This window comes from Viridibacillus sp. FSL E2-0187 (assembly GCF_038006425.1).
Lineage (GTDB): Bacteria > Bacillota > Bacilli > Bacillales_A > Planococcaceae > Viridibacillus > Viridibacillus arvi.
In genome coordinates, this window is sequence record NZ_JBBOVG010000001.1 from 2,033,267 (window position 1) to 2,052,004 (window position 18,738).

Here is an 18,738-nt window from a genome sequence, read left to right on the forward strand (position 1 = left end):
CCGGTTTTAATTAGCAATTGATACTATTCATTATGTAAAATAACGGCAACTGAAATAGTTGTGTTACCTGATTTTTTCTTAACTAAAGCTAAATCATCTGAACCAGTATATAGGCGAACTGCTGGTTCACTTACACCATAAGCCCCTGTATATTTAAATACAGTATCAGATGGTGCTTCAATTGTGGCTATATTCAATTCAGATGGTGTGTAGTACTTAAAATCCCACCCGTATTTCGCAACAGTTTGGAGAAAACCTTGTTCATCTTTTTTTAAATCGATTGTACATAGTGCCTTGACACTTTTAATCGAAAACTGAAGTTCTTGCAGTGTATCCAGAATAACTTGCTCAATCTCATCTGCAGATGTACCGCGATTACACCCCATACCGATTACGACATTTTGCGGACGATACACAACACCATTTTCTAAAATGGCTTCTTCAGCTTTTGTTAGCAATCGATGCGTAATGATTAATGCCCCTTTTGGCTTTGCCTCTAGAGCCTTTGAAATACTAGGATATTGTTTGATATTTTCTGGTAATGGTGTTTTCAGATGCCACCAGTTTTTTTCACCTGACTCTTGTACGATTGCAACAGGTTCTTCATTTACTACGGAGGCACTTACAGGTGTTAACTTATCTGCAGAGTCCCAAACCCAGCCAAAGCGAGAACCGAAAAGGTCTACTGGAATTGTTTTTTGGACATCTGATGCAGTTGTAATAATCGCACGAGCATTTAAAGCAGAAGCTACTTCGTGTGTTAATTCATTTGCTCCACCTAAATGACCTGACAGAACACTGATGACGTTTTCCGCACGGTCATCAATAACAACAACTGCAGGATCTGTCTTTTTATCCACTAAAATAGGTGCAATCATACGTACTACAGCACCAAGTGAAATTATCATAATGATACCTTTATACTGTTTGAACAGTGTCGGTAACAACATACGTACACTTCCTGTAAATAGTTGAATATGCTTTTGTTGTTCATCACCTTGTTCAAACTTACTCATATAGTAAACGTCTGAGTGTACAAATGATCGATGCAAATTACGTGCTGTTTGTACACCATGCTTCGTTATAGCGACAATAGCATATTGATTATGTTGATCTACAACCGGTTCAATACCTTCTTGTAATTCAATCATTGCGGTTTCACACCTTTACGGAATCCATGAGTGAATGTTGCATCATATAATTTTGAACGGTATTCATCTTTGTCATGAATATTAGGATCAAGCGCCCATCCTGCTAAAATCATTGCATGCTTACGAATACCATTTTTACGCATATCTTCATCTAAATTTATCAATGTCGTACGTACGATTTTTTGATCTGGCCAAGAAGCTCTTTGAATTACGGCAATTGGCGTATCATCGCTCCAACCTGCTGCTTGTAGTTCTTTGACAATTTTCTTAGTTAAAGTAGCGCTCAAAAATAATGCAATTGTACAATGGTGACTTGCTAAATCACGAAGTTTTTCAAATTCAGGTACTGGAGTACGGCCTTCTGCTCGAGTCAAAATAAGTGTTTGTGTTAAATCTGGAATTGTTAGCTCAGCACCAATAGCAGCTGCTGAAGCGAAAACCGAACTGACACCTGGTATGACTTCTGCATGAATATCTTCCTTCTTAAGTAATGCAAGTTGTTCCATTGTCGCACCATACATTGCAGGGTCACCTGTATGGATGCGAGCTACGGTTTTTCCAGCATTTACTCGGTCAACAATAACACCGACCATTTCTTCTAAATGCATACCTGCAGTTTTAATTACTTCAGCTTCTGGTTTTGCTTTTGCAATAAGCTCATCATTTACTAGTGAATCTGTATACATCACTACATCTGCCGTTTGTAAAATGTTTAAGCCTTTCACTGTGATTAAATCTGGATCTCCAGGACCTGCCCCAACTATGTATATTTTCTTCATTATTTACGCACCACCATTAGAGTTAAGTATTCTAGCTCTGCATCTTCTAATTCATCCATTGTCCAAATGACTTCCTCATCAGAGGTAACTTTTGTAACGACAGAAGCCTTGTCATATAGGTTTAATTCTTTTAAAACTTGAATCATTAAATCCATTACCTTTGCCACTTTAATGAATACGACAGCATCATGATCTTCAAGTGCTTTTTTCATAACAGCATAATCATCGGTAGCTGGAATAATCGCAACATGGTCATCCCCATCAGCAAGTGCAATACCTAAACGTGATGCTGAACCGTTGAAAGATGATATACCCGGAACTGTTTTAATCTCTATTTCTGGGTGCAATTCTTGCATCAACTTCATCATATGGATAAATGTGCTATAGAGTAGTGGATCTCCTTCAGTTACAAAAGCAACATCTTTGCCCTCTTGTAATTTTTCATATACTAGTTCAACTGCTTTATTCCACTCTCTATCCAGAATCGCTTGGTCCTTCGTCATAGGGAAAACAAGACCAAGCATATCCTTTTCACCTGGACGGATATATACATCAACAATACGTTGTGCATAACTTTTACTTCCTTTGCGTTTTCGCGGATAAGCGATAACTGGCGATTCCTGAATCACACGGAATGCTTTAACTGTTATTAGTTCAGGATCTCCAGGACCTACTCCTAGACCGTATAAAGTACCTAAATTACTCATGGATTTCTTCCTTTCGTTTAGCCGTAATTATATAGATTGGATTCAATGGTACGAATCGTTTCATACCTAAAATTGGTTTACTTCTAGAAATTTGGGCATGCATAATAGATGTTTCAAAACCAAACTCCTCAAATGCTTCATTCGCGCGGTATAAATTTTCAATGGTCGCAGCATTTAAAACAATTCTTCCACCTTGAGTTAAACGCTCACAACATACTTTCAATAGATCCTTCATGTTACCACCTGTACCACCAATGAAAATGGCATCTGGATTCGGGAATGTTTCAAGTCCTTCAGGCGCTTTGCCGTGAATCGCTGTTAAATCTGTACGGAATTTTCGTTGATTTTGTAGGCAATTTTCAAGATCACCTTCATTTTTTTCAATCGCAAATACTTGTCCTTCTGGTGCCAACTTCGCAGATTCAATAGCCATTGAACCCGTACATGTACCGATATCCCAAACGATACTGCTACTCGTCAATTGCATGGCATATAAACTTAGAACACGAATTTCTTTTTTTGTAATCAACCCTTTATCGGGTTTACGTTGTGAAAATTCTTCGTCATCAATGCCTAATGTCCATTTTGGATTTTCTCCAACTTTTTTAAGAATGACAACATTTAATGGAGAGAATTCGAGATTTTCCATATCCTCTAATTCATACCAACCGTATTTTTCGCTTTCACCTTGTATGTTTTCTGCAACAAAAGCGCGGTATTCTGTCATGCCAAAGGATAATAAATATTCAGCAATTTTACTCGGGCTATTATCTGTATCTGTTAATAATGCGATTTTCGATTTGCCATCGATTTTTTGTGCTAAGCCCTTCATACTTCGTCCATGAACACTTATTAAATAAGCATCTTGCCAACTCTCACCCATTTTTGAGAAAGCTAATTGAATAGAACTAAAATAGGGATATACTTCGACATCTATTTTGCTTGCTAAATAACCACCTAGACCGTAAAACAAAGGATCTCCTGATGCTAAAATGACCGTTTTGCGCTTTTCATTTTTTAATTGTTCTACTAGAGGTTGTAACCCACCTTTTACAACAATTTTTTCTCCTATATAATAAGGAAAGAATTCAAGTAATCTTTCTCCACCTACCAATACTTCACTTTCTTCAATCCACGATATGTATTGAGGTAATAAACTCTCTTGTCCATTATCACCTATTCCGATCAATTTAATTGATTGAATCAATGCCATCAGCCCTTCCTAATAATTGTCCTTTCATGGAATAAATTGCAGTGTCCATGATAAGTCCACCCCGTACATGATTGAGAGAAGCTGTACAACAAGCTTCACATAAATGATTGAAGAATAGATCGTAACCTGCTTCCATCATCATCTCACCTACTTGAGAAGCTGTATTTGCTCCTACCACTTCTTGCACTAGGTCGTCTGGTGCTCCTACGTCTTTTGCAAGTTGTGCCATGAATTCAAAATTGATAGCAGCACTTTTCGAGTGGACCATCATGACACCTTGGGCAACTTTAGAAAATTTCCCCATCATGCCAACTAATGACACTCTTTTAATACCTAAACGTTTACAATGCTTTAGTGCAAAACCAACAAAATCACCCATCTCAATGAAAGCTTCCTCAGAAAGACCTTCATATTGTTGCATGCCATATTTTTCACTTCGACCACCTGTTGTTAACACGACATGTTCGCAACCCATGGCTACTGCCACACTAATTGCCTGAACTATACTTGCCATATAGGCTGAACTAGAAAACGGTACAACAGTTCCTCTAGTACCTAATATCGAAATGCCCCCGATAATTCCCAATCGACCGTTTAACGTTTTTTTAGCAATTTCTTCTCCATCTGGTACAGAAATGACAACTTTAACGCCGCGATCAATTTGAAATTCATCTAGCGTTTCTTGGACAGTAGTGTTCAACATTTTCCTTGGTACAGGATTGATAGCTGCTTCTCCAACAGGAACAGGAAGACCCGGCTTGGTCACTCGTCCCACGCCGACTCCTCCGTCTAAAATAATTCCAGGTTGATCTCCCCAACTGACAGTAGAAATAATCAATGCTTTATGTGTTGCATCTGGATCATCTCCAGCATCCTTTATCGTCTCGCAACTTACTGAGTTTTCTTCAAAGGTATTTTTTTCTATAGTAAATGTCGCATCTCGGCCCACCGGCAAATGGATCGTTGCTGTTTCTTGTGCTTCACCAGTAATCAGTGCCGTTAAAGCTGCTTTCGTTACGGCCGTTGCACAAGCGCCTGTTGTATAGCCATGACGCATTTGCGATGGATCTTTTTTCTCTTTCTTTTGCATCGTTAAGCCTGGTCAGCTAATAGAGAGATTGCATTAAGTGCCGCAACAGTTACGGTACTACCACCTTTACGTCCAAGGTTTGTAATAAACGGTACTTCCGTGATTTTAGCTAATTCTTCTTTCGATTCTGCAGCAGATACAAAACCTACAGGCATTCCTATAATTAAATCAGGTTTTACTACACCTTCTTTAATTAAGCGAATCAATTCTAATAATGCAGTTGGTGCATTTCCAATTGCGTAAATACCACCCTCATGTAAATGTGCAGCTTTTTGCATTGACATAATAGCACGTGTAGCACCTGCTTCTTTTGCTGCTTTCGAAACATCTTCATCAGAAATATAGCAATATACATCTCCACCGTGTTTTTGGAAACGTTTATGTCCTGTACCACTTTCAATCATTTGCACATCAGCGATAACTGCTTTACCAGCCCGAATAGCTCTAATACCTGCTTCAATCGCATCTGGATGAATAATTACTGAACGACCTAAATCAAAATCGGCTGAAGCATGTATAATACGACGAATGATTTTCCATTCATCTTCTGTAAAATCATGTGGACCATATTCCTCTAAAATAGTAGCAAAACTATGTTCATAAATTTTATCTGGATCAACTGTTAAAGGTTTAAAATCTGTTCTGAAATCCATACTTGTTACCTCCTAAATTTGGGAAAGTTGAGTTTGTAATGCTTGAATAACATCAATAAAAGTAGAATGCACATTTTCATAAGCCACTTTCGGTCTTGCAATCATAATTGTTTCAATACCACATTCCAGAGCTGCTGTTAATTTCTCATCAACTGAACCTACTTTGCCACTTTCTTTTGTAATCATTAAAGTGACACCGTATTGCTTATAAAGAGCTATATTAAGCTCTTTTGAAAATGGGCCTTGAATAGCAACAATATTCTTTTGTTCTACACCAAGCTCTGCGCATTTTTCCATATTGTCTAAACGTGGTAGCATACGGGCAATGACTCTTGTATCTTCTAAATCTAGTAACTTTTCAGTAAATGTACCAAGTGTTTTACTACCAGTTGTTAGCATGATGACACCCCGTTTTTTGGCCGCCAAATTCGCTGCTTCCTCGTAGTCTGTTACTAAGATTAATTTGTCATTTTCGAATTGCTGACTTTCACGTTCATAACGGATATATGGTACACTTGCTAATCTTGCACCCTCTAGCGCGTTTTTTGATGCCTCTTCTGCAAATGGATGTGATGCATCAACTACAGCTTGTAGATTTTTTGATTGAATAAATTGAGCCATATTTTCAGCTGTTAGACGTCCAATATGCGTTTCTATTTTTGCTTCAACTAAACTTTTTGCGGCTGATTCAGTGACAACAGTTGCTAAAACTGGATACCCAGTTTGTTGTAACTCTATTGCCAATGCTCGGGCATCGCTCGTACCTGCTAAAAACAAAATCATTTTGCAGTACCTGCATGTTCGTGATCGTGTTCATGGTGGTGATGGTCGTGATCGTGGTGATGATGGTCGTGGTCGTGATCATGGTCATGATGGTGATGATGATCTACAAATTCCATTGCATTGATACGGTATTGGCAAGTATCACAGTTCATTTTCACATCACCTTGAAGTGATTCTTCAACTCGATCTGCTAATACTGTTTTTAGTTCAGCATGATAACCGAAGTAAGCCGCTAATTTCACTTCTAATTCAGGGTACGTAGTTTGGTAACTTAAGACCATTTTTTCCATACGTTCCATCAGAATACCTGTGAATAGGAAGTAAGGAAGCATAATTACTTTTTTCGCTCCGAGTTGCTGACATCTTTCAATACCTTCCTCAACTGTTGGGTAAGTTACACCCATGAATGCACATTCCACTGTACGAACATTTAATTGTTCCCATAGCATACGGGCAATTTTATAAAAGTCGCTATTAGCATCGGGGTCACTACCACCACGTGCGATTAATAAAATAGCTGTATCTTTATTTTCCTCTTCATGATTGAAACCAGCTTCTGTTAAACGCTCTTTTAAAATTGAGAAAATGGATTCATGCACACCTAGTGGACGACCATATGTAATTTCTACAGTAGGATATTTTGCTTTACCTTCATCAATCGCTGCTGGAATATGAATTTTCGAATGTCCCGCTTGTAATAAAATAATCGGAATAACATGGATGTCTGTTGCACCTTTAGCGACACAATTATCAATTCCCTGTGCAATGTTTGGTGATGCGAATTCTAAAAAACAAGATTCGACTAGTAGTTGGTCATCTAAAGTTGGCTTTAATTGCTCTATAAACTTGTTAACCTCTGCATTACCTTCAGCTAAACGACTACCATGACCTACGAATAATATAGCTTTCATAAATACAATTCCCCCTAAGTTTTAATCCCCGCAAGGTGCAGGTTCAATTTCAATTTTTGGTGACATATCCTGATAGTTAAATCCTTGAATTCGCTTCACACGTTTGAAGTATTTGAACAAGCGCTCGTTCGGATGTGCGTTTTGACGATATTCTTCAACAATATTGCTGACAACTTCTACAATTTTCTCGGGCTCAATGCCCTCTGCTACCGGTTGTCCTGGGTGAGCCGTTCTACCAACTGGTTTCGCACCAACAAAAAGATCAAATTTACCCTTTCGATAGACGATTCCAACATCCTCCATCACAGCTTTGTAACATGCCATACCACAGCCATTAAAACCGATATTAAATTCTTTAGGCATGTTCAGACCGCCAAGTTTTTCTTGAAGTTCCTCTGCATATGGAATACCGCCAGTTTTCTCACCATCACAAAAATCACATGCTTTAATTGTGACAACATCACCAACTGGTGACAGAATAAAGTTTGCTTCTTGCAGTTTAGCTGTAATGATATCTGGTGTTGTTGTTGGGATTTTCAAAAGAATATTATGATTTGGTGTATATTCCATAGTCCCTTTTTCTCCAACTACTTCAGCTAATGTCATCATTTGTTTTGGTGTAAATCTTTTATTGGCAACCCCAGGGCTTACGGCTAATTCGAAAATAGCTTCCATTTCTTGTTGTACAAAAGTAGTTTGAGTTTCCACTTGTTTACCCGTTACACGAGTTAATGCATCTAATGCCATTTCAAATGAGCTAATTTTAGGTTTTGGTTCTGTTTTTACAACTGACGGTTCCTTAGCTCTTACTAAAGCAGGTGCACTATCAATGTTTTGACTACGCTGAATGCCAGTTTCTTGGTCCATTGCCCACGGCTCTGCCTCTTCCTTCAAGCGTTGATGTGGTTTAAGTGGTTGTTTTTCGGCATTCAATGTGTACTTTCTTTGGTAACCACGAGGTGTAATCATTTTATTGTCATACAAAAATGTCGATGAATTGCCGATGACAACGGTCGTTAACATGCCAATATCATGATTCAACATATCTTTTAAATTAGTGATAATGATATTTTGTCTATCACGATAGGCGCTTTTTACTAACCCTACTGGTGTTTCTGGCGAACGATACTGTAGTAAAATACGTTGTGTTTCAACAATTTGTCGAGTACGACGGCCACTACGTGGATTGTAAAGAGCAATTACAAAATCCGCCATAGCCGCAGCTTCTACACGTTTTGCTATTAAATCCCAAGGAGTTAGATGATCACTTAAGCTAATCGTGCATGAATCATGCATGACTGGTGCACCCAGTAAAGAAGCACAGGAGTTAATTGCCGAAATACCAGGAATAACTTCAATTTCAACACCGGTTGCTTCTGTCCATCCCTTTTCTATTAACACTTCATAAACTAGTCCGGCCATACCGTAGACACCGGAATCTCCACTTGAAATAACCGCCACTTTTTTGCCGTTTTCAGCTTGTCTTACAGCTTCTTGAGCCCGAGAAACTTCTTCAGTCATACCTGTACTGATGACTGATGTATTACTATCAATTAAATCTTGAATGAGTTCAACGTACGTTTTATAACCGATTATGAAATCACTTTCTTGCAATGCTTCAACTGCTCTAGTTGTAATATGTTTAAAATCCCCTGGACCAAAACCAACTACATAAAGTTTGCCAAGTTGCGACATTCAAACATCTCCTTTTCAATACATCTAACTATTTGTTTTTCGAAATACCTTTAATCGCTCCTGATGTCGGGTTTTTCGTCATGCTACCATTAATTGTTTGGTAGACGACATGCGGGGCAACTTGCTGATCCATACAATCACGAACAATTTGACGGCCAATTTCAGGAGATTCAGCTTTATACCAAGTCCCTTGTGGATATGCAATTACGACACAGGCATCTTTACAACGACCATTACAGCGAGTTCGAGTAGTATGTATTTGCTCGTCAATCCCAAGCCTAGTAATCTCATCTCTCACTGCCAGCGTTACCTCTTCCCCGCCTTTCTTCAAACAACTACTGCCATTGCAAATAAGCAAATGACTTTTCATACTTTCTAAATTCCAAGTTGTCATAGTGATCCTCCCATATGGTGTTCATCATTTTTTAAGAAAAGTCTATGGAAATAAGGTGAATTGGCAACTAGTCATCAATTTTGCAAATAAAAAAACCTTAATTCAAAGAATTAAGGTTTAAAAACTAGATTATTCAGACAACACACCAAAAAAAACAAGCGTCATCCACTGTAGCCTTCACCTTTCCCTCCGAAAAGTATCGTTCATAATTATAAAAGCAGGTTTCCTGGCTTACGCGTCACTTTACTTTGATCTCTTCCCAGTATTTCACCAGTGAGTATTATCATTTCATCAGCGTTACAGTAGCGGGGGCTGCATCGGATTCTAACCGATTTCCCTATTATCCAACATGCTCAATAAACCAAACATGTCGGCACTTTTAAATTTGATATTCAATTGTATTATTCAGTAAATTCTAAATCTGTAACTATCATATACTAAATTTTACTAGATTCAAATAGATTTTTTTATGAATATTATCTTGACATAATTTAGAACTTGCATTTTCACCTATATAATGTCGTTCAGAAAGGTTATATCTACCTTACTACTTAATTTCAATATTTTTGAAAATTCTATAAAAAAATATAGTAGAAAGAAAATTCTCATGATACACTATATTCTGAAATCAAACAATTCAATAAACTTTATGGTGTTAAATTAGCTTTTAACTTAAAAGGGAAGTCGGTGTTAATCCGACGCGGTCCCGCCACTGTGTTGAGGAGTTTTGCTACATAATGTCACTGTCAAATGACGGGAAGGCTGTAGCAAAATGATGATTCTAAGCCAGGAGACCTGCCATAAAGTGAGGAACTGTTTCAACCTACGAGGATGGGTGTGAAAGTGAGTAAGTCTTATTTTTTGATGACTTTTCCTTCACGCACTTCTTTCTATGAAAGAGGTGCTTTTTTATTCAAAAAATCGCTGTACGCCCTACCCTGAGAGGTATTTCATAGGAGGTGTTATTTATATATAAATGTATATCTAGTAAAAATACATAAACAAAAGGGAGAATAATATGAATAAGTTAAAATCAATAGTTAACTGGAAAATGATATACTTTTTAGCATTTGTCATGATTGTTCCAAAACAAGCATTTGCCATGCATATTATGGAGGGGTTCTTACCTGTTGAATGGGCTATCTTTTGGTGGGCAGTAACAATTCCATTTTTGATTCTTGGATTCCGATCAATACGTAAAACAATTAAGGAAAATCCAGATACTAAAATGATGCTTGGCTTATCTGGGGCTTTTGCTTTTGTTTTATCTGCACTTAAAATTCCATCTGTAACAGGTAGTTGTTCTCACCCTACTGGTGTAGGTTTAGGAACTGTTTTATTCGGTCCATTTGCAATGAGTATTGTAGGTTTTATTGTTCTTTTATTTCAATCATTGCTTTTAGCTCACGGTGGCTTAACAACACTTGGTGCAAATGCCTTTTCAATGGCAGTCGTTGGTCCTCTAATTGCTTACGGTGTATACAAAGGGGCTTCTAAAGCAGGCTTATCTTTTGCAATTGCTGTATTTTTGGCTGCAACTTTAGGTGATCTTGGCACTTACCTAGTCACTTCTATTCAATTAGCACTTGCATTCCCTTCTGAAGTCGGTGGATTCTTTGCTTCTTTCACGAAATTCAGTAGTATTTTTGCATTAACGCAAATTCCTTTAGCTATTTCTGAAGGTATTTTAACTGTAGTCATTATGAATTTCTTAAAAAAATACAACGTAGCTGAGTTAAAAGCGCTGCACGTCTTCTCGAAAGGAGCTGAACAACGATGAAAAAAAATCTAATATTAATCTCAATCGTTGTCATTCTTGCAATCTTCCCTCTTTTCATTCAAAAAGGGGCTGAATTTGGAGGAGCTGATGGTGAAGCTGAAGCTGCCATTGGTGAAATAAATGCTTCATATGAGCCTTGGTTCTCAAGTATTTGGGAGCCACCAAGTGGTGAAATTGAAAGTCTATTATTCTGCCTTCAAGCAGCCATTGGTGCTGGTTTTATCGGTTATTTTGTTGGTCTAACAAGAGGTAAATACAAACGCAAAGATAATGTTAATAACAAAGAAGGTCAAATATAAGATGCTTCTTATTGATAAATATGCTTATATGAATCGTTGGCAGCATATTCATCCAATAGAAAAAATGGTATTCACCTTTTTTCTCATGTTATTTTCGTTAACTGTGAAAGATACACTTGTATCACTCATCACATTCACTGTGATGAGTGCTTTTACAATTTTAGGTGCGAAAATTCCTTTTAAATATTATTTCAAGTTATTATTAGTGCCTAGTTTTTTCCTATTATCGAGTATGCTGACTATATTGATTTCATTTTCAAGTAATGATTCATTAATCACTTCTTCACTTTGGACAACTAAATTGTTAGGATTGCATATTTTTATTACGGAAAATAGTGTTGAGACGGCAATTCAATTATTTTTCACAGTGCTAAGTAGTATTAGTTGCTTATACTTCTTAACGTTGACTACACCTGTACATGATATTTTACATGTCTTACGTAGACTGAGAGTTCCCTCTTTATTAATTGAATTAACTGAAATCACATATCGCTTCATTTTCGTTTTTTTAGAAACATCACTTAAAATTCATCAAGCTCAAAATTCTCGTCTTGGTTATTTAACTGTGAAACAAAGTATTCATTCGTTAGGGTTACTTGTTTCATCTTTATTTGTTCATGTGTTTCAACGTTCAAAAGAGTTAATTATTGCGATGAATTCTCGATGCTATAAGGACGATATAACATTATTAGAGAATGATTATTCATTTTCTAAAAAAAATTGGGTATTCATTGCACTTATTTTTATTAGCATTGTCTCTGTTTATATTCAGTTTGGAGGAAGTCTAAATGGATGAGCTATTTTTTGACATACAACACCTTACTCATAGCTATCAAGATGGCACAATTGCATTAAACGACCTTTCTCTTTCTATAAAAAAGGGCAAGAAAATTGCATTACTCGGTAATAACGGTGCTGGTAAATCTACATTATTTCAGCATTTAAATGGGATATTACAACCTTCTTCAGGTGAGATATATTTTAAAGGGTATCGGATGGAATATGGACGCAAATCTTTATTAAAGTTAAGAGAGCAAGTTGGCATTGTCTTTCAAGATCCGGATTCTCAGTTATTTTCTGGTACTGTAAAACAAGATATCTCGTTTGGACCTATAAATCTTGGATGGTCTAAAGGAAAAGTAGTTAAACAAGTAAACTGGGCGATGCAAGAAACTGAAGTTATCCCCCTACAACAAAAACCAATTCATTTTTTAAGTTTAGGACAAAAAAAACGTGTCGCTATTGCTGGAGTTTTGGCTATGGATCCCGATGTCTTTATCTTAGATGAGCCATCTGCTGGTCTTGATGCATATTATTCTAAGCAAATCATGTCACTTTTAAATACGATTCATAAACCGCATAAAACCATTATATTGTCGACACATGATGTGCATTTTGCATATGAATGGGCTGATGAGATCATCGTCATGAGTGAAGGACAAATTCTATATCATGGTGATCCAGTCTCCGTTTTCAAACAACCTAACTTACTATCAAAAGCTCATCTTGAGAAGCCTTGGATATTTGAAACGGTAGAGCAATTACAACAAAACGGAGTGTTAGCAATTGATGCCCTCTTTCCTAGAAATAAGGAGCAATTATTTCAGCATTTTAAGGCAGACATAACTGTTAAGTAACAATTATGATTCTAAAACCGTACTAGATTTTTGCTAGTATGGTTTTTATTTTCTCTTAGATGCTGGATTTTGATCTTCATTATATAGACTAGAGAGGTTTGTAAATAATCAATATTTAGTCATATATTATTTATAATGTTATTGCTTTTTACATTTAATATAGAAAAAAACAAAGCCATGAGCGACTTTTTGCTCATGGCTTTGTTTAATTTCTACTATTTAGTTGTCCGAATGTTCTAAAGTGGTGTTTTCATTTTTAGTTTCCTCTTTGAGGATAGACATAAAGAATACTACTAAGCTGCCTAAACCTATCCAACATAAAACAGAGGTTGGTTGATTCCAACTTAATGTTTTACTAAAGAAAAATAACTCTCTTAGCCCATCTACCATAAAACGCATAGGTAGCCAAGGGAATATCCAATCATGATAAAAAGAAGGCATAAATTCGGGTGCCATTGCTAATAATGGTGCTCCAAAGAATAACATCAGCACAAAAATTGGTACACCGGCAAACCCTAACCAAGAAAGAATAGCTGAAATCATTAATATGAAACTAAAATTTGTAATGGCTAAGAACAGTGCTGTATCCATAAATTTTGGTATTTCAAATCCAAGCATAACGTCCGCTATCCAAGTTAGTGTAAACCCTATAAGGATAGCACATATTGCTGCAACTAGAACTTGAATTAATTTTATAACTAACCTTTTCTTTCTTGTTTTTTGCTGTAATTTTTTCGTTGAGTTCCAAAGAATAACAGATGCAACTATGCTCGCCATCCATAATGGTTGGAATAAAGAAACGGGTGCATTCCCCTGAGTCCCCGACGAATTAACATTAGTGACTACTTTTTTAATTGGCGATGCTATGAAGGAAGCTTGTTCAGTTGTGATCATATTTCCTTGTTTTTTATAACCTTTTAATAGTTCTAAACTCGTATTCTCGCTTAGCTTGTCATAAATACTATTAAACATCTGTGATACGGTATTAGATGCTATTGCATTCATACCTTGATTTACAAACAATTGTATTTCTGGAGATACTGGTTTTGGTGATTGTAATGAAGCTTGTTTTGCACTATAGTCTTTCGGAATTACTATTGCACCATAGTATCGCTTGTCGTTCATTCCTTCTTTCACTTCTTTAAAACTAGAAACTGTTACCCATTTAATAGCTGCTTCATCATCATTTGAATTTACGCTTGATGATTTTTTAATGTTCTTTTCAATTGTTGCTCCTAAATTCAATGTCCCTTTTTGTGGAATTTCAACCCCCTCATCTTCATTAACAATAGCAATCGGTAAATTTTTTGGTGATTGTTTTACTGATGGTATTTGAGTAATTGCAAAGATAAAAAGAACAACTAAAGCAATAACTGGCACCGATAGTAACATTTTATTTTTGAAAATATTCACTTATTTTCCTCCTCAGACTTTCATGACCGTTAATAATTTTATTGAACACAGTGTTGAATATCGGTCGTAATGTTTATTATAATTAGTATCATTGAAAATACAATAAACAATAAATAGAGGTCTGATGATTAATCAACAGATGTTTAATTTGTGTTCATTATTCATCAATAATTTTGGAGGTTTTTGCGTTGTCAGATATAAAAGTTGATAGAAGAGTTATTAAAACTAAAAAAGTCATTAGAAATGCACTTACAGAATTAATGGCTGATAAAGGATTTGATGCGATAACAGTAAGAGATCTAACTGAAAAAGCGGATATCAATCGTGGTACATTCTATTTGCACTACCAAGATAAATACGATTTATTAGCTCAAAGTGAAGAAGAAGTGCTGTTGAAATTAAAAGAAATAGGACTAAATCTCAAAAATTTAAATCTTAATGATATTCAATTTTTTTATACTCAGAATCAGCCAGCACCATTTTTAATAGAATTATTTGAATATTTACAAGAAAATTCCGACTTCATGAATGTCATTCTTGGTCCAAAGGGCGACCCTTCATTTCAAGTGAAAATTAAAGAGGTAATTAGACAAAACATAATTCAAAATCTATTTATTAAGTTAAAAAAAGAAGACATGCTAGTTCCAGTTGAAATGTTCATTGCTTACGTTACTTCTGCCCATTTAGGTGTCATTCAACAATGGTTAAATAGTGGTATGAAACAAACACCTTATGAAATATCATTAATACTTTTCAATTTGACGGTACAAGGACCTAGAGCTTCTATTGGTCTCTGAATTGCAGTCAGGAATATTAATTTTCAATCTTTTATCAACATCAAAAAGCCAGTCGCCGGTATTATACCGTCAACTGGCTGCAAAATAAGTTATTTTCTACCGCAAAAAATTATTCATTAACAAGAGTCTCTAACGCTACTGTAATCATGTCATTAAACGTTGTTTGACGTTCTTCCGCTGTTGTTTCTTCACCTGTAATTACATGGTCACTAACTGTCATAATACTTAAGACGTCGATGTCATATTTAGCTCCAAGTGTATAAAGAGCTGCAGTCTCCATATCCACACCTAGTACACCGTAATCAGCTAACTTATGAATCATTGTATCATCGTCTTCATAGAATGCATCGCCAGTGTATACATTACCTACGTGAACTTTCAAACCGTCATTTTGTTTAGATAAACGATATGCTCTCTCGAGAAGAGTAAAACTTGCGTTTGGTGCATAATTAATTTGCGGGAAAATGATGTTTTGCATTTTTGAATCATTTGTTGCCGCCATTGCCATGACGATGTCTCGGATTTTCACTTCACGCTTCATAGCTCCGATTGTACCAATACGAATAATATTTTTCACACCGTAATCTTTAATAAGCTCAGTAGCATAAATACTCATTGAAGGGGCGCCCATTCCTGATGATTGAATAGAAATCTTCTGCCCTTTATATGTCCCCGTATAACCATACATTCCACGGACTGTATTATGACACTCAACATTCTCTAAAAAAGTATCTGCAATATATTTTGCACGAAGTGGATCTCCTGGCATCAATACTTTTTCAGAAATTTGACCTTCTTTTGCATTTAAATGGATACTCATAATACTTCTTACCTCCGAATAATTGATATGTTAAATTGATTTTTCTTATTTATTTACTGTTTGATTCTTCAACTGTGCTGAAGAATAAATCCAGCTTAAGACTAATCCAACCGCAAATGTTAATAATACTCCAAGGCTATTTCCTTCAAAAATACCTTTTGCAAATGGAGCAGGGAATATTGGATTTGAAGTGAACAGAAGTCCAACAATAACACTTACAAACCATATAATTACATTCCCTTTGTTTACAGCAATATTTTTATCACCTGAAATGATATCAGGATCATAACCTTGCTTTTTGCGAAGAATAACGTAATCTGCTACGAATACAGCTGTCCAAGCTGCCAAACCAATACCGACAACTCCTAAGAACATTTGGAATGAACCTAAAAAGTCACCATTAATGAATAACACATAAGTCGGAAGCAATACCATGATTGCACCGTGGAAAATAATCGATGTTCGATCTGAAATTTTTATATTTGTAGCTTCTAAAGCATTACGTCCGGAACGTAGTGAAATAACTGCAGGTGGAATAATTCCGCCCAGTGCTGTAATAAAGTATGGAATAACCATCCATTTAGGCATTTGTAACGCTAATGCAGCAATTGGATCCGCAGAACTAACCAGTTCAGGATTCGTTGCATTCATTAAAATACCTAAGAACATAATGACAAATAGTGGTGAAGCTGATGCGAACGTTGTTGTCCAGAAAATGGATCTATTCGAAGATTGAGGACTTTGATAACAAGAGTAATCACTCGCACACATTGCCCAACTAAGAGCTGAACCAGCAATAATAATGGAAATAGCAGGCAATACTCCTCCAACCCAGTCTCCATTTGGCATATTCACAAGTGCTGACCAATCTGTTTGTGGTACTAAAATAGCCAATACAACTACTGTTAAAGCACCAAAAATATAAGTAAATATCGTTTGAGCTTTAACAAGCGTTTCTTGTTTTACAAGAGATAACGCCATAATCGCAATTGTAAGACCGATTAACCCGATTATTTGTGTTGTTGTTGTTACTTCAAATCCTATCGCAGTAACAATTGCATTAATTGAGAAAATACCCGTTGGAACATTACCGACACTCAGCCAACCAATCAAACAAATCCATGCTAGAACAGCTGGAATCAAGTTTCCCTTTGTTCCAAAAGGCGCACGGGATAATACAAATGTCGGTGCCTTTCCTAGCTTACCCGGTAAACTAAGATACCCGATAAGTGCAAACGATGCTGCACCTAAGAACGCAGCTACGATTGATTGTATGAAGTTGAGACCATAACTTACGATAATTCCACCGTAAACCAGTCCCATTATCCCTATATTTAACGAAAACCATATCCAAAACAATTGCTTAGGTTGTCCAATTCTTTCGCTTTCTAGAATTAAATCAGGGTGTTTTTGACTCATTTCCTTCAACCTCTTTCTTGTTTAAAGTTATTTTCCCTAAAACATAGTAAATTATGAGTAATTCATGATTTTTTTAGTAATGTATATTATTAACTTACATTTCCACCCAATAATATTTGCCTGACGTCAGACCTCTTCATTTAAAAAAAATCATGTTTTCACTCTCCTTGAAAACACTTACATCACATTACACATGTATAATAACATCACATAATTTATTTTTGAAATACTTTGTGCAAAAAAAATTTGTGTTGTGACATTTTTTTGACAGTTAACTCGACTGCCCTTCAAGGTTAACTTACTTATGACTTACAAAAAAACACCTTCACGTTGATTTTTAAAGGTAGGATCCCCTTTTTCAACGAAAGGTGTTTTTATTTGTCTCATATTTATAGGTTAGTGCATAATTTTGTTTGTCTCTTTTATAGTTTAGTTAAGAAATTTGTTCTTTTAGAAAAGTAACTAAATCTAAGTGATTAGCTGGTGTAACACCATGTCCGTCTGAATAGCTCTTAAAAGTGACAGCTGCACCTAATGATTCAAAGAAATCTTTACTTTCAACTCCCCATTGATGAGGAATAACATAATCATATTCACCATGTGAGATGAAAATTGGCATATGTTCTACCGATTGTTTATGATACTCGTTTTTCACAAAATCAGGGATATAACCACTTAAAGCGACAACAGCTGTTAACTTATCACCTAATACAAATGCTAGTGATTGCGCTAAAATAGCACCTTGGCTAAAGCCCATTAATACAACTTTTTCTACATCAATATTATAAATGAAAGAAGCTTCATCTATAAATTCTCGGATAAAATGCACTACTTTATCAAAAACTGGACGATCCGGTTTCCCTATATCTTGTATTGTAAAGAAAGCATAACCAGGTTTTTGTGTAATAGGACCCCGTAAACTAAAGATATGACAACTATCTTTAAAATCAGCTACTAATCCAGGTAAATCTTGCTCATTACTCCCCATCCCATGTAATAAGAAAATAGCAGGGTATTTTTTAGCTGGATCCATATTTTTTGGTTCTGTATGAATAAATGTAAAAGGTGAGTTCATTGATTGTCTTCCCTTCGAGATAAACTACATTTATCATAGCATAAAGTATGCTTCGAAGGTGCTTACCTTTTGATTTTAATAGAAAATGTTCTTTACTTATAAGAAGTATCTACACTCAACAG

19 protein-coding genes and 2 riboswitches are annotated in these 18,738 nt (G+C 36.0%); of the genes, 5 read left to right on the forward strand and 14 right to left on the reverse strand.

The window, feature by feature from the left end; all coding sequences use genetic code 11:
* Positions 1-23: 23 nt before the first annotated feature.
* From MHH85_RS09845 to MHH85_RS09890, 10 genes are read right to left on the reverse strand one after another with little or no spacing between them, the layout of a single operon-like run.
* Positions 24-1,151 carry a cobalt-precorrin 5A hydrolase gene (locus tag MHH85_RS09845; RefSeq protein ID WP_340706897.1) on the reverse strand — a complete coding sequence of 376 codons (1,128 nt, stop codon included), beginning with the start codon at positions 1,149-1,151 and terminating at the stop codon, positions 24-26.
* Entirely contained in the window at positions 1,148-1,930 is a 783-nt protein-coding gene (gene cobM, locus MHH85_RS09850; protein ID WP_340706898.1) for a precorrin-4 C(11)-methyltransferase, read from the reverse strand. Before cobM ends, MHH85_RS09845 begins: the two co-directional genes overlap by 4 nt.
* On the reverse strand, positions 1,930-2,637 hold the full coding sequence (cobI, locus tag MHH85_RS09855; RefSeq protein WP_340706899.1) for a precorrin-2 C(20)-methyltransferase: 708 nt from the start codon (positions 2,635-2,637) through the stop codon (positions 1,930-1,932). Before cobI ends, cobM begins: the two co-directional genes overlap by 1 nt.
* Entirely contained in the window at positions 2,630-3,850 is a 1,221-nt protein-coding gene (cbiE, locus tag MHH85_RS09860; protein WP_340706900.1) for a precorrin-6y C5,15-methyltransferase (decarboxylating) subunit CbiE, read from the reverse strand. Before cbiE ends, cobI begins: the two co-directional genes overlap by 8 nt.
* Complete coding sequence (locus MHH85_RS09865) at positions 3,828-4,940, reverse strand: cobalt-precorrin-5B (C(1))-methyltransferase (protein ID WP_340706901.1); 1,113 nt, start codon at positions 4,938-4,940, stop codon at positions 3,828-3,830. The genes cbiE and MHH85_RS09865 overlap by 23 nt, the downstream gene beginning before the upstream one ends.
* A gap of 2 nt (positions 4,941-4,942) precedes the next feature.
* The gene (locus tag MHH85_RS09870) at positions 4,943-5,593 is read right to left on the reverse strand and encodes a precorrin-8X methylmutase (protein WP_193739518.1); all 651 of its coding nucleotides are present in this window, start codon (positions 5,591-5,593) and stop codon (positions 4,943-4,945) included.
* Between the two features lie 12 nt (positions 5,594-5,605).
* Positions 5,606-6,376 (reverse strand): precorrin-6A reductase, encoded by a 771-nt coding sequence (gene cobK / locus MHH85_RS09875; RefSeq protein WP_340706902.1) that lies wholly within the window; start codon positions 6,374-6,376, stop codon positions 5,606-5,608.
* Positions 6,373-7,287: a sirohydrochlorin chelatase gene (locus tag MHH85_RS09880; protein ID WP_340706903.1), complete on the reverse strand. Its 915-nt coding sequence runs from the start codon at positions 7,285-7,287 to the stop codon at positions 6,373-6,375. The genes cobK and MHH85_RS09880 overlap by 4 nt, the downstream gene beginning before the upstream one ends.
* A 21-nt stretch (positions 7,288-7,308) precedes the next feature.
* Positions 7,309-8,982, reverse strand: coding sequence for a precorrin-3B C(17)-methyltransferase (gene cobJ, locus MHH85_RS09885; RefSeq protein WP_340706904.1), 1,674 nt, complete (start codon positions 8,980-8,982; stop codon positions 7,309-7,311).
* Positions 8,983-9,010: 28 nt separating this feature from the next.
* Positions 9,011-9,376 carry a (2Fe-2S) ferredoxin domain-containing protein gene (locus tag MHH85_RS09890; protein WP_340706905.1) on the reverse strand — a complete coding sequence of 122 codons (366 nt, stop codon included), beginning with the start codon at positions 9,374-9,376 and terminating at the stop codon, positions 9,011-9,013.
* A 199-nt stretch (positions 9,377-9,575) separates the two neighbouring features.
* Positions 9,576-9,766, reverse strand: a riboswitch (cobalamin riboswitch).
* 243 nt (positions 9,767-10,009) lie between these two features.
* A riboswitch (cobalamin riboswitch) is annotated at positions 10,010-10,193 on the forward strand.
* Positions 10,194-10,394: 201 nt separating this feature from the next.
* On the opposite strand from MHH85_RS09890, the gene MHH85_RS09895 reads away from it, so the two are divergent.
* Genes MHH85_RS09895 through MHH85_RS09910 form a run of 4 tightly spaced genes read left to right on the forward strand, consistent with a single transcriptional unit; the run spans position 10,395 to position 13,092 of the window.
* On the forward strand, positions 10,395-11,156 hold the full coding sequence (locus MHH85_RS09895; RefSeq protein WP_340706906.1) for an energy-coupling factor ABC transporter permease: 762 nt from the start codon (positions 10,395-10,397) through the stop codon (positions 11,154-11,156).
* Positions 11,153-11,455, forward strand: coding sequence for an energy-coupling factor ABC transporter substrate-binding protein (locus MHH85_RS09900; RefSeq protein WP_038181494.1), 303 nt, complete (start codon positions 11,153-11,155; stop codon positions 11,453-11,455). Before MHH85_RS09895 ends, MHH85_RS09900 begins: the two co-directional genes overlap by 4 nt.
* A 1-nt stretch (position 11,456) precedes the next feature.
* Positions 11,457-12,251, forward strand: a complete 795-nt coding sequence (gene cbiQ, locus MHH85_RS09905; protein WP_340706907.1) for a cobalt ECF transporter T component CbiQ — start codon at positions 11,457-11,459, stop codon at positions 12,249-12,251.
* Positions 12,244-13,092 carry an energy-coupling factor ABC transporter ATP-binding protein gene (locus tag MHH85_RS09910; protein WP_340706908.1) on the forward strand — a complete coding sequence of 283 codons (849 nt, stop codon included), beginning with the start codon at positions 12,244-12,246 and terminating at the stop codon, positions 13,090-13,092. The genes cbiQ and MHH85_RS09910 overlap by 8 nt, the downstream gene beginning before the upstream one ends.
* Positions 13,093-13,311: 219 nt before the next feature.
* On the opposite strand, the gene MHH85_RS09915 is transcribed toward MHH85_RS09910, so the two are convergent.
* Positions 13,312-14,499: a YhgE/Pip domain-containing protein gene (locus MHH85_RS09915; RefSeq protein ID WP_445684123.1), complete on the reverse strand. Its 1,188-nt coding sequence runs from the start codon at positions 14,497-14,499 to the stop codon at positions 13,312-13,314.
* 194 nt (positions 14,500-14,693) lie between these two features.
* On the opposite strand from MHH85_RS09915, the gene MHH85_RS09920 reads away from it, so the two are divergent.
* Complete coding sequence (locus tag MHH85_RS09920; RefSeq protein ID WP_340706910.1) at positions 14,694-15,302, forward strand: TetR/AcrR family transcriptional regulator; 609 nt, start codon at positions 14,694-14,696, stop codon at positions 15,300-15,302.
* Positions 15,303-15,411: 109 nt separating this feature from the next.
* Here the strand turns inward: MHH85_RS09920 and deoD are convergent, their stop codons facing one another.
* The 3 genes from deoD to MHH85_RS09935 all read right to left on the reverse strand — a co-directional run bounded on the left by deoD (position 15,412) and on the right by MHH85_RS09935 (position 18,616).
* Positions 15,412-16,122: a purine-nucleoside phosphorylase gene (deoD, locus tag MHH85_RS09925; RefSeq protein ID WP_340706911.1), complete on the reverse strand. Its 711-nt coding sequence runs from the start codon at positions 16,120-16,122 to the stop codon at positions 15,412-15,414.
* Between the two features lie 45 nt (positions 16,123-16,167).
* Entirely contained in the window at positions 16,168-17,541 is a 1,374-nt protein-coding gene (locus MHH85_RS09930; protein ID WP_340706912.1) for a purine-cytosine permease family protein, read from the reverse strand.
* Positions 17,542-17,974: 433 nt separating this feature from the next.
* Positions 17,975-18,616, reverse strand: coding sequence for an alpha/beta hydrolase (locus MHH85_RS09935; protein WP_340706913.1), 642 nt, complete (start codon positions 18,614-18,616; stop codon positions 17,975-17,977).
* Positions 18,617-18,738 lie beyond the last annotated feature (122 nt).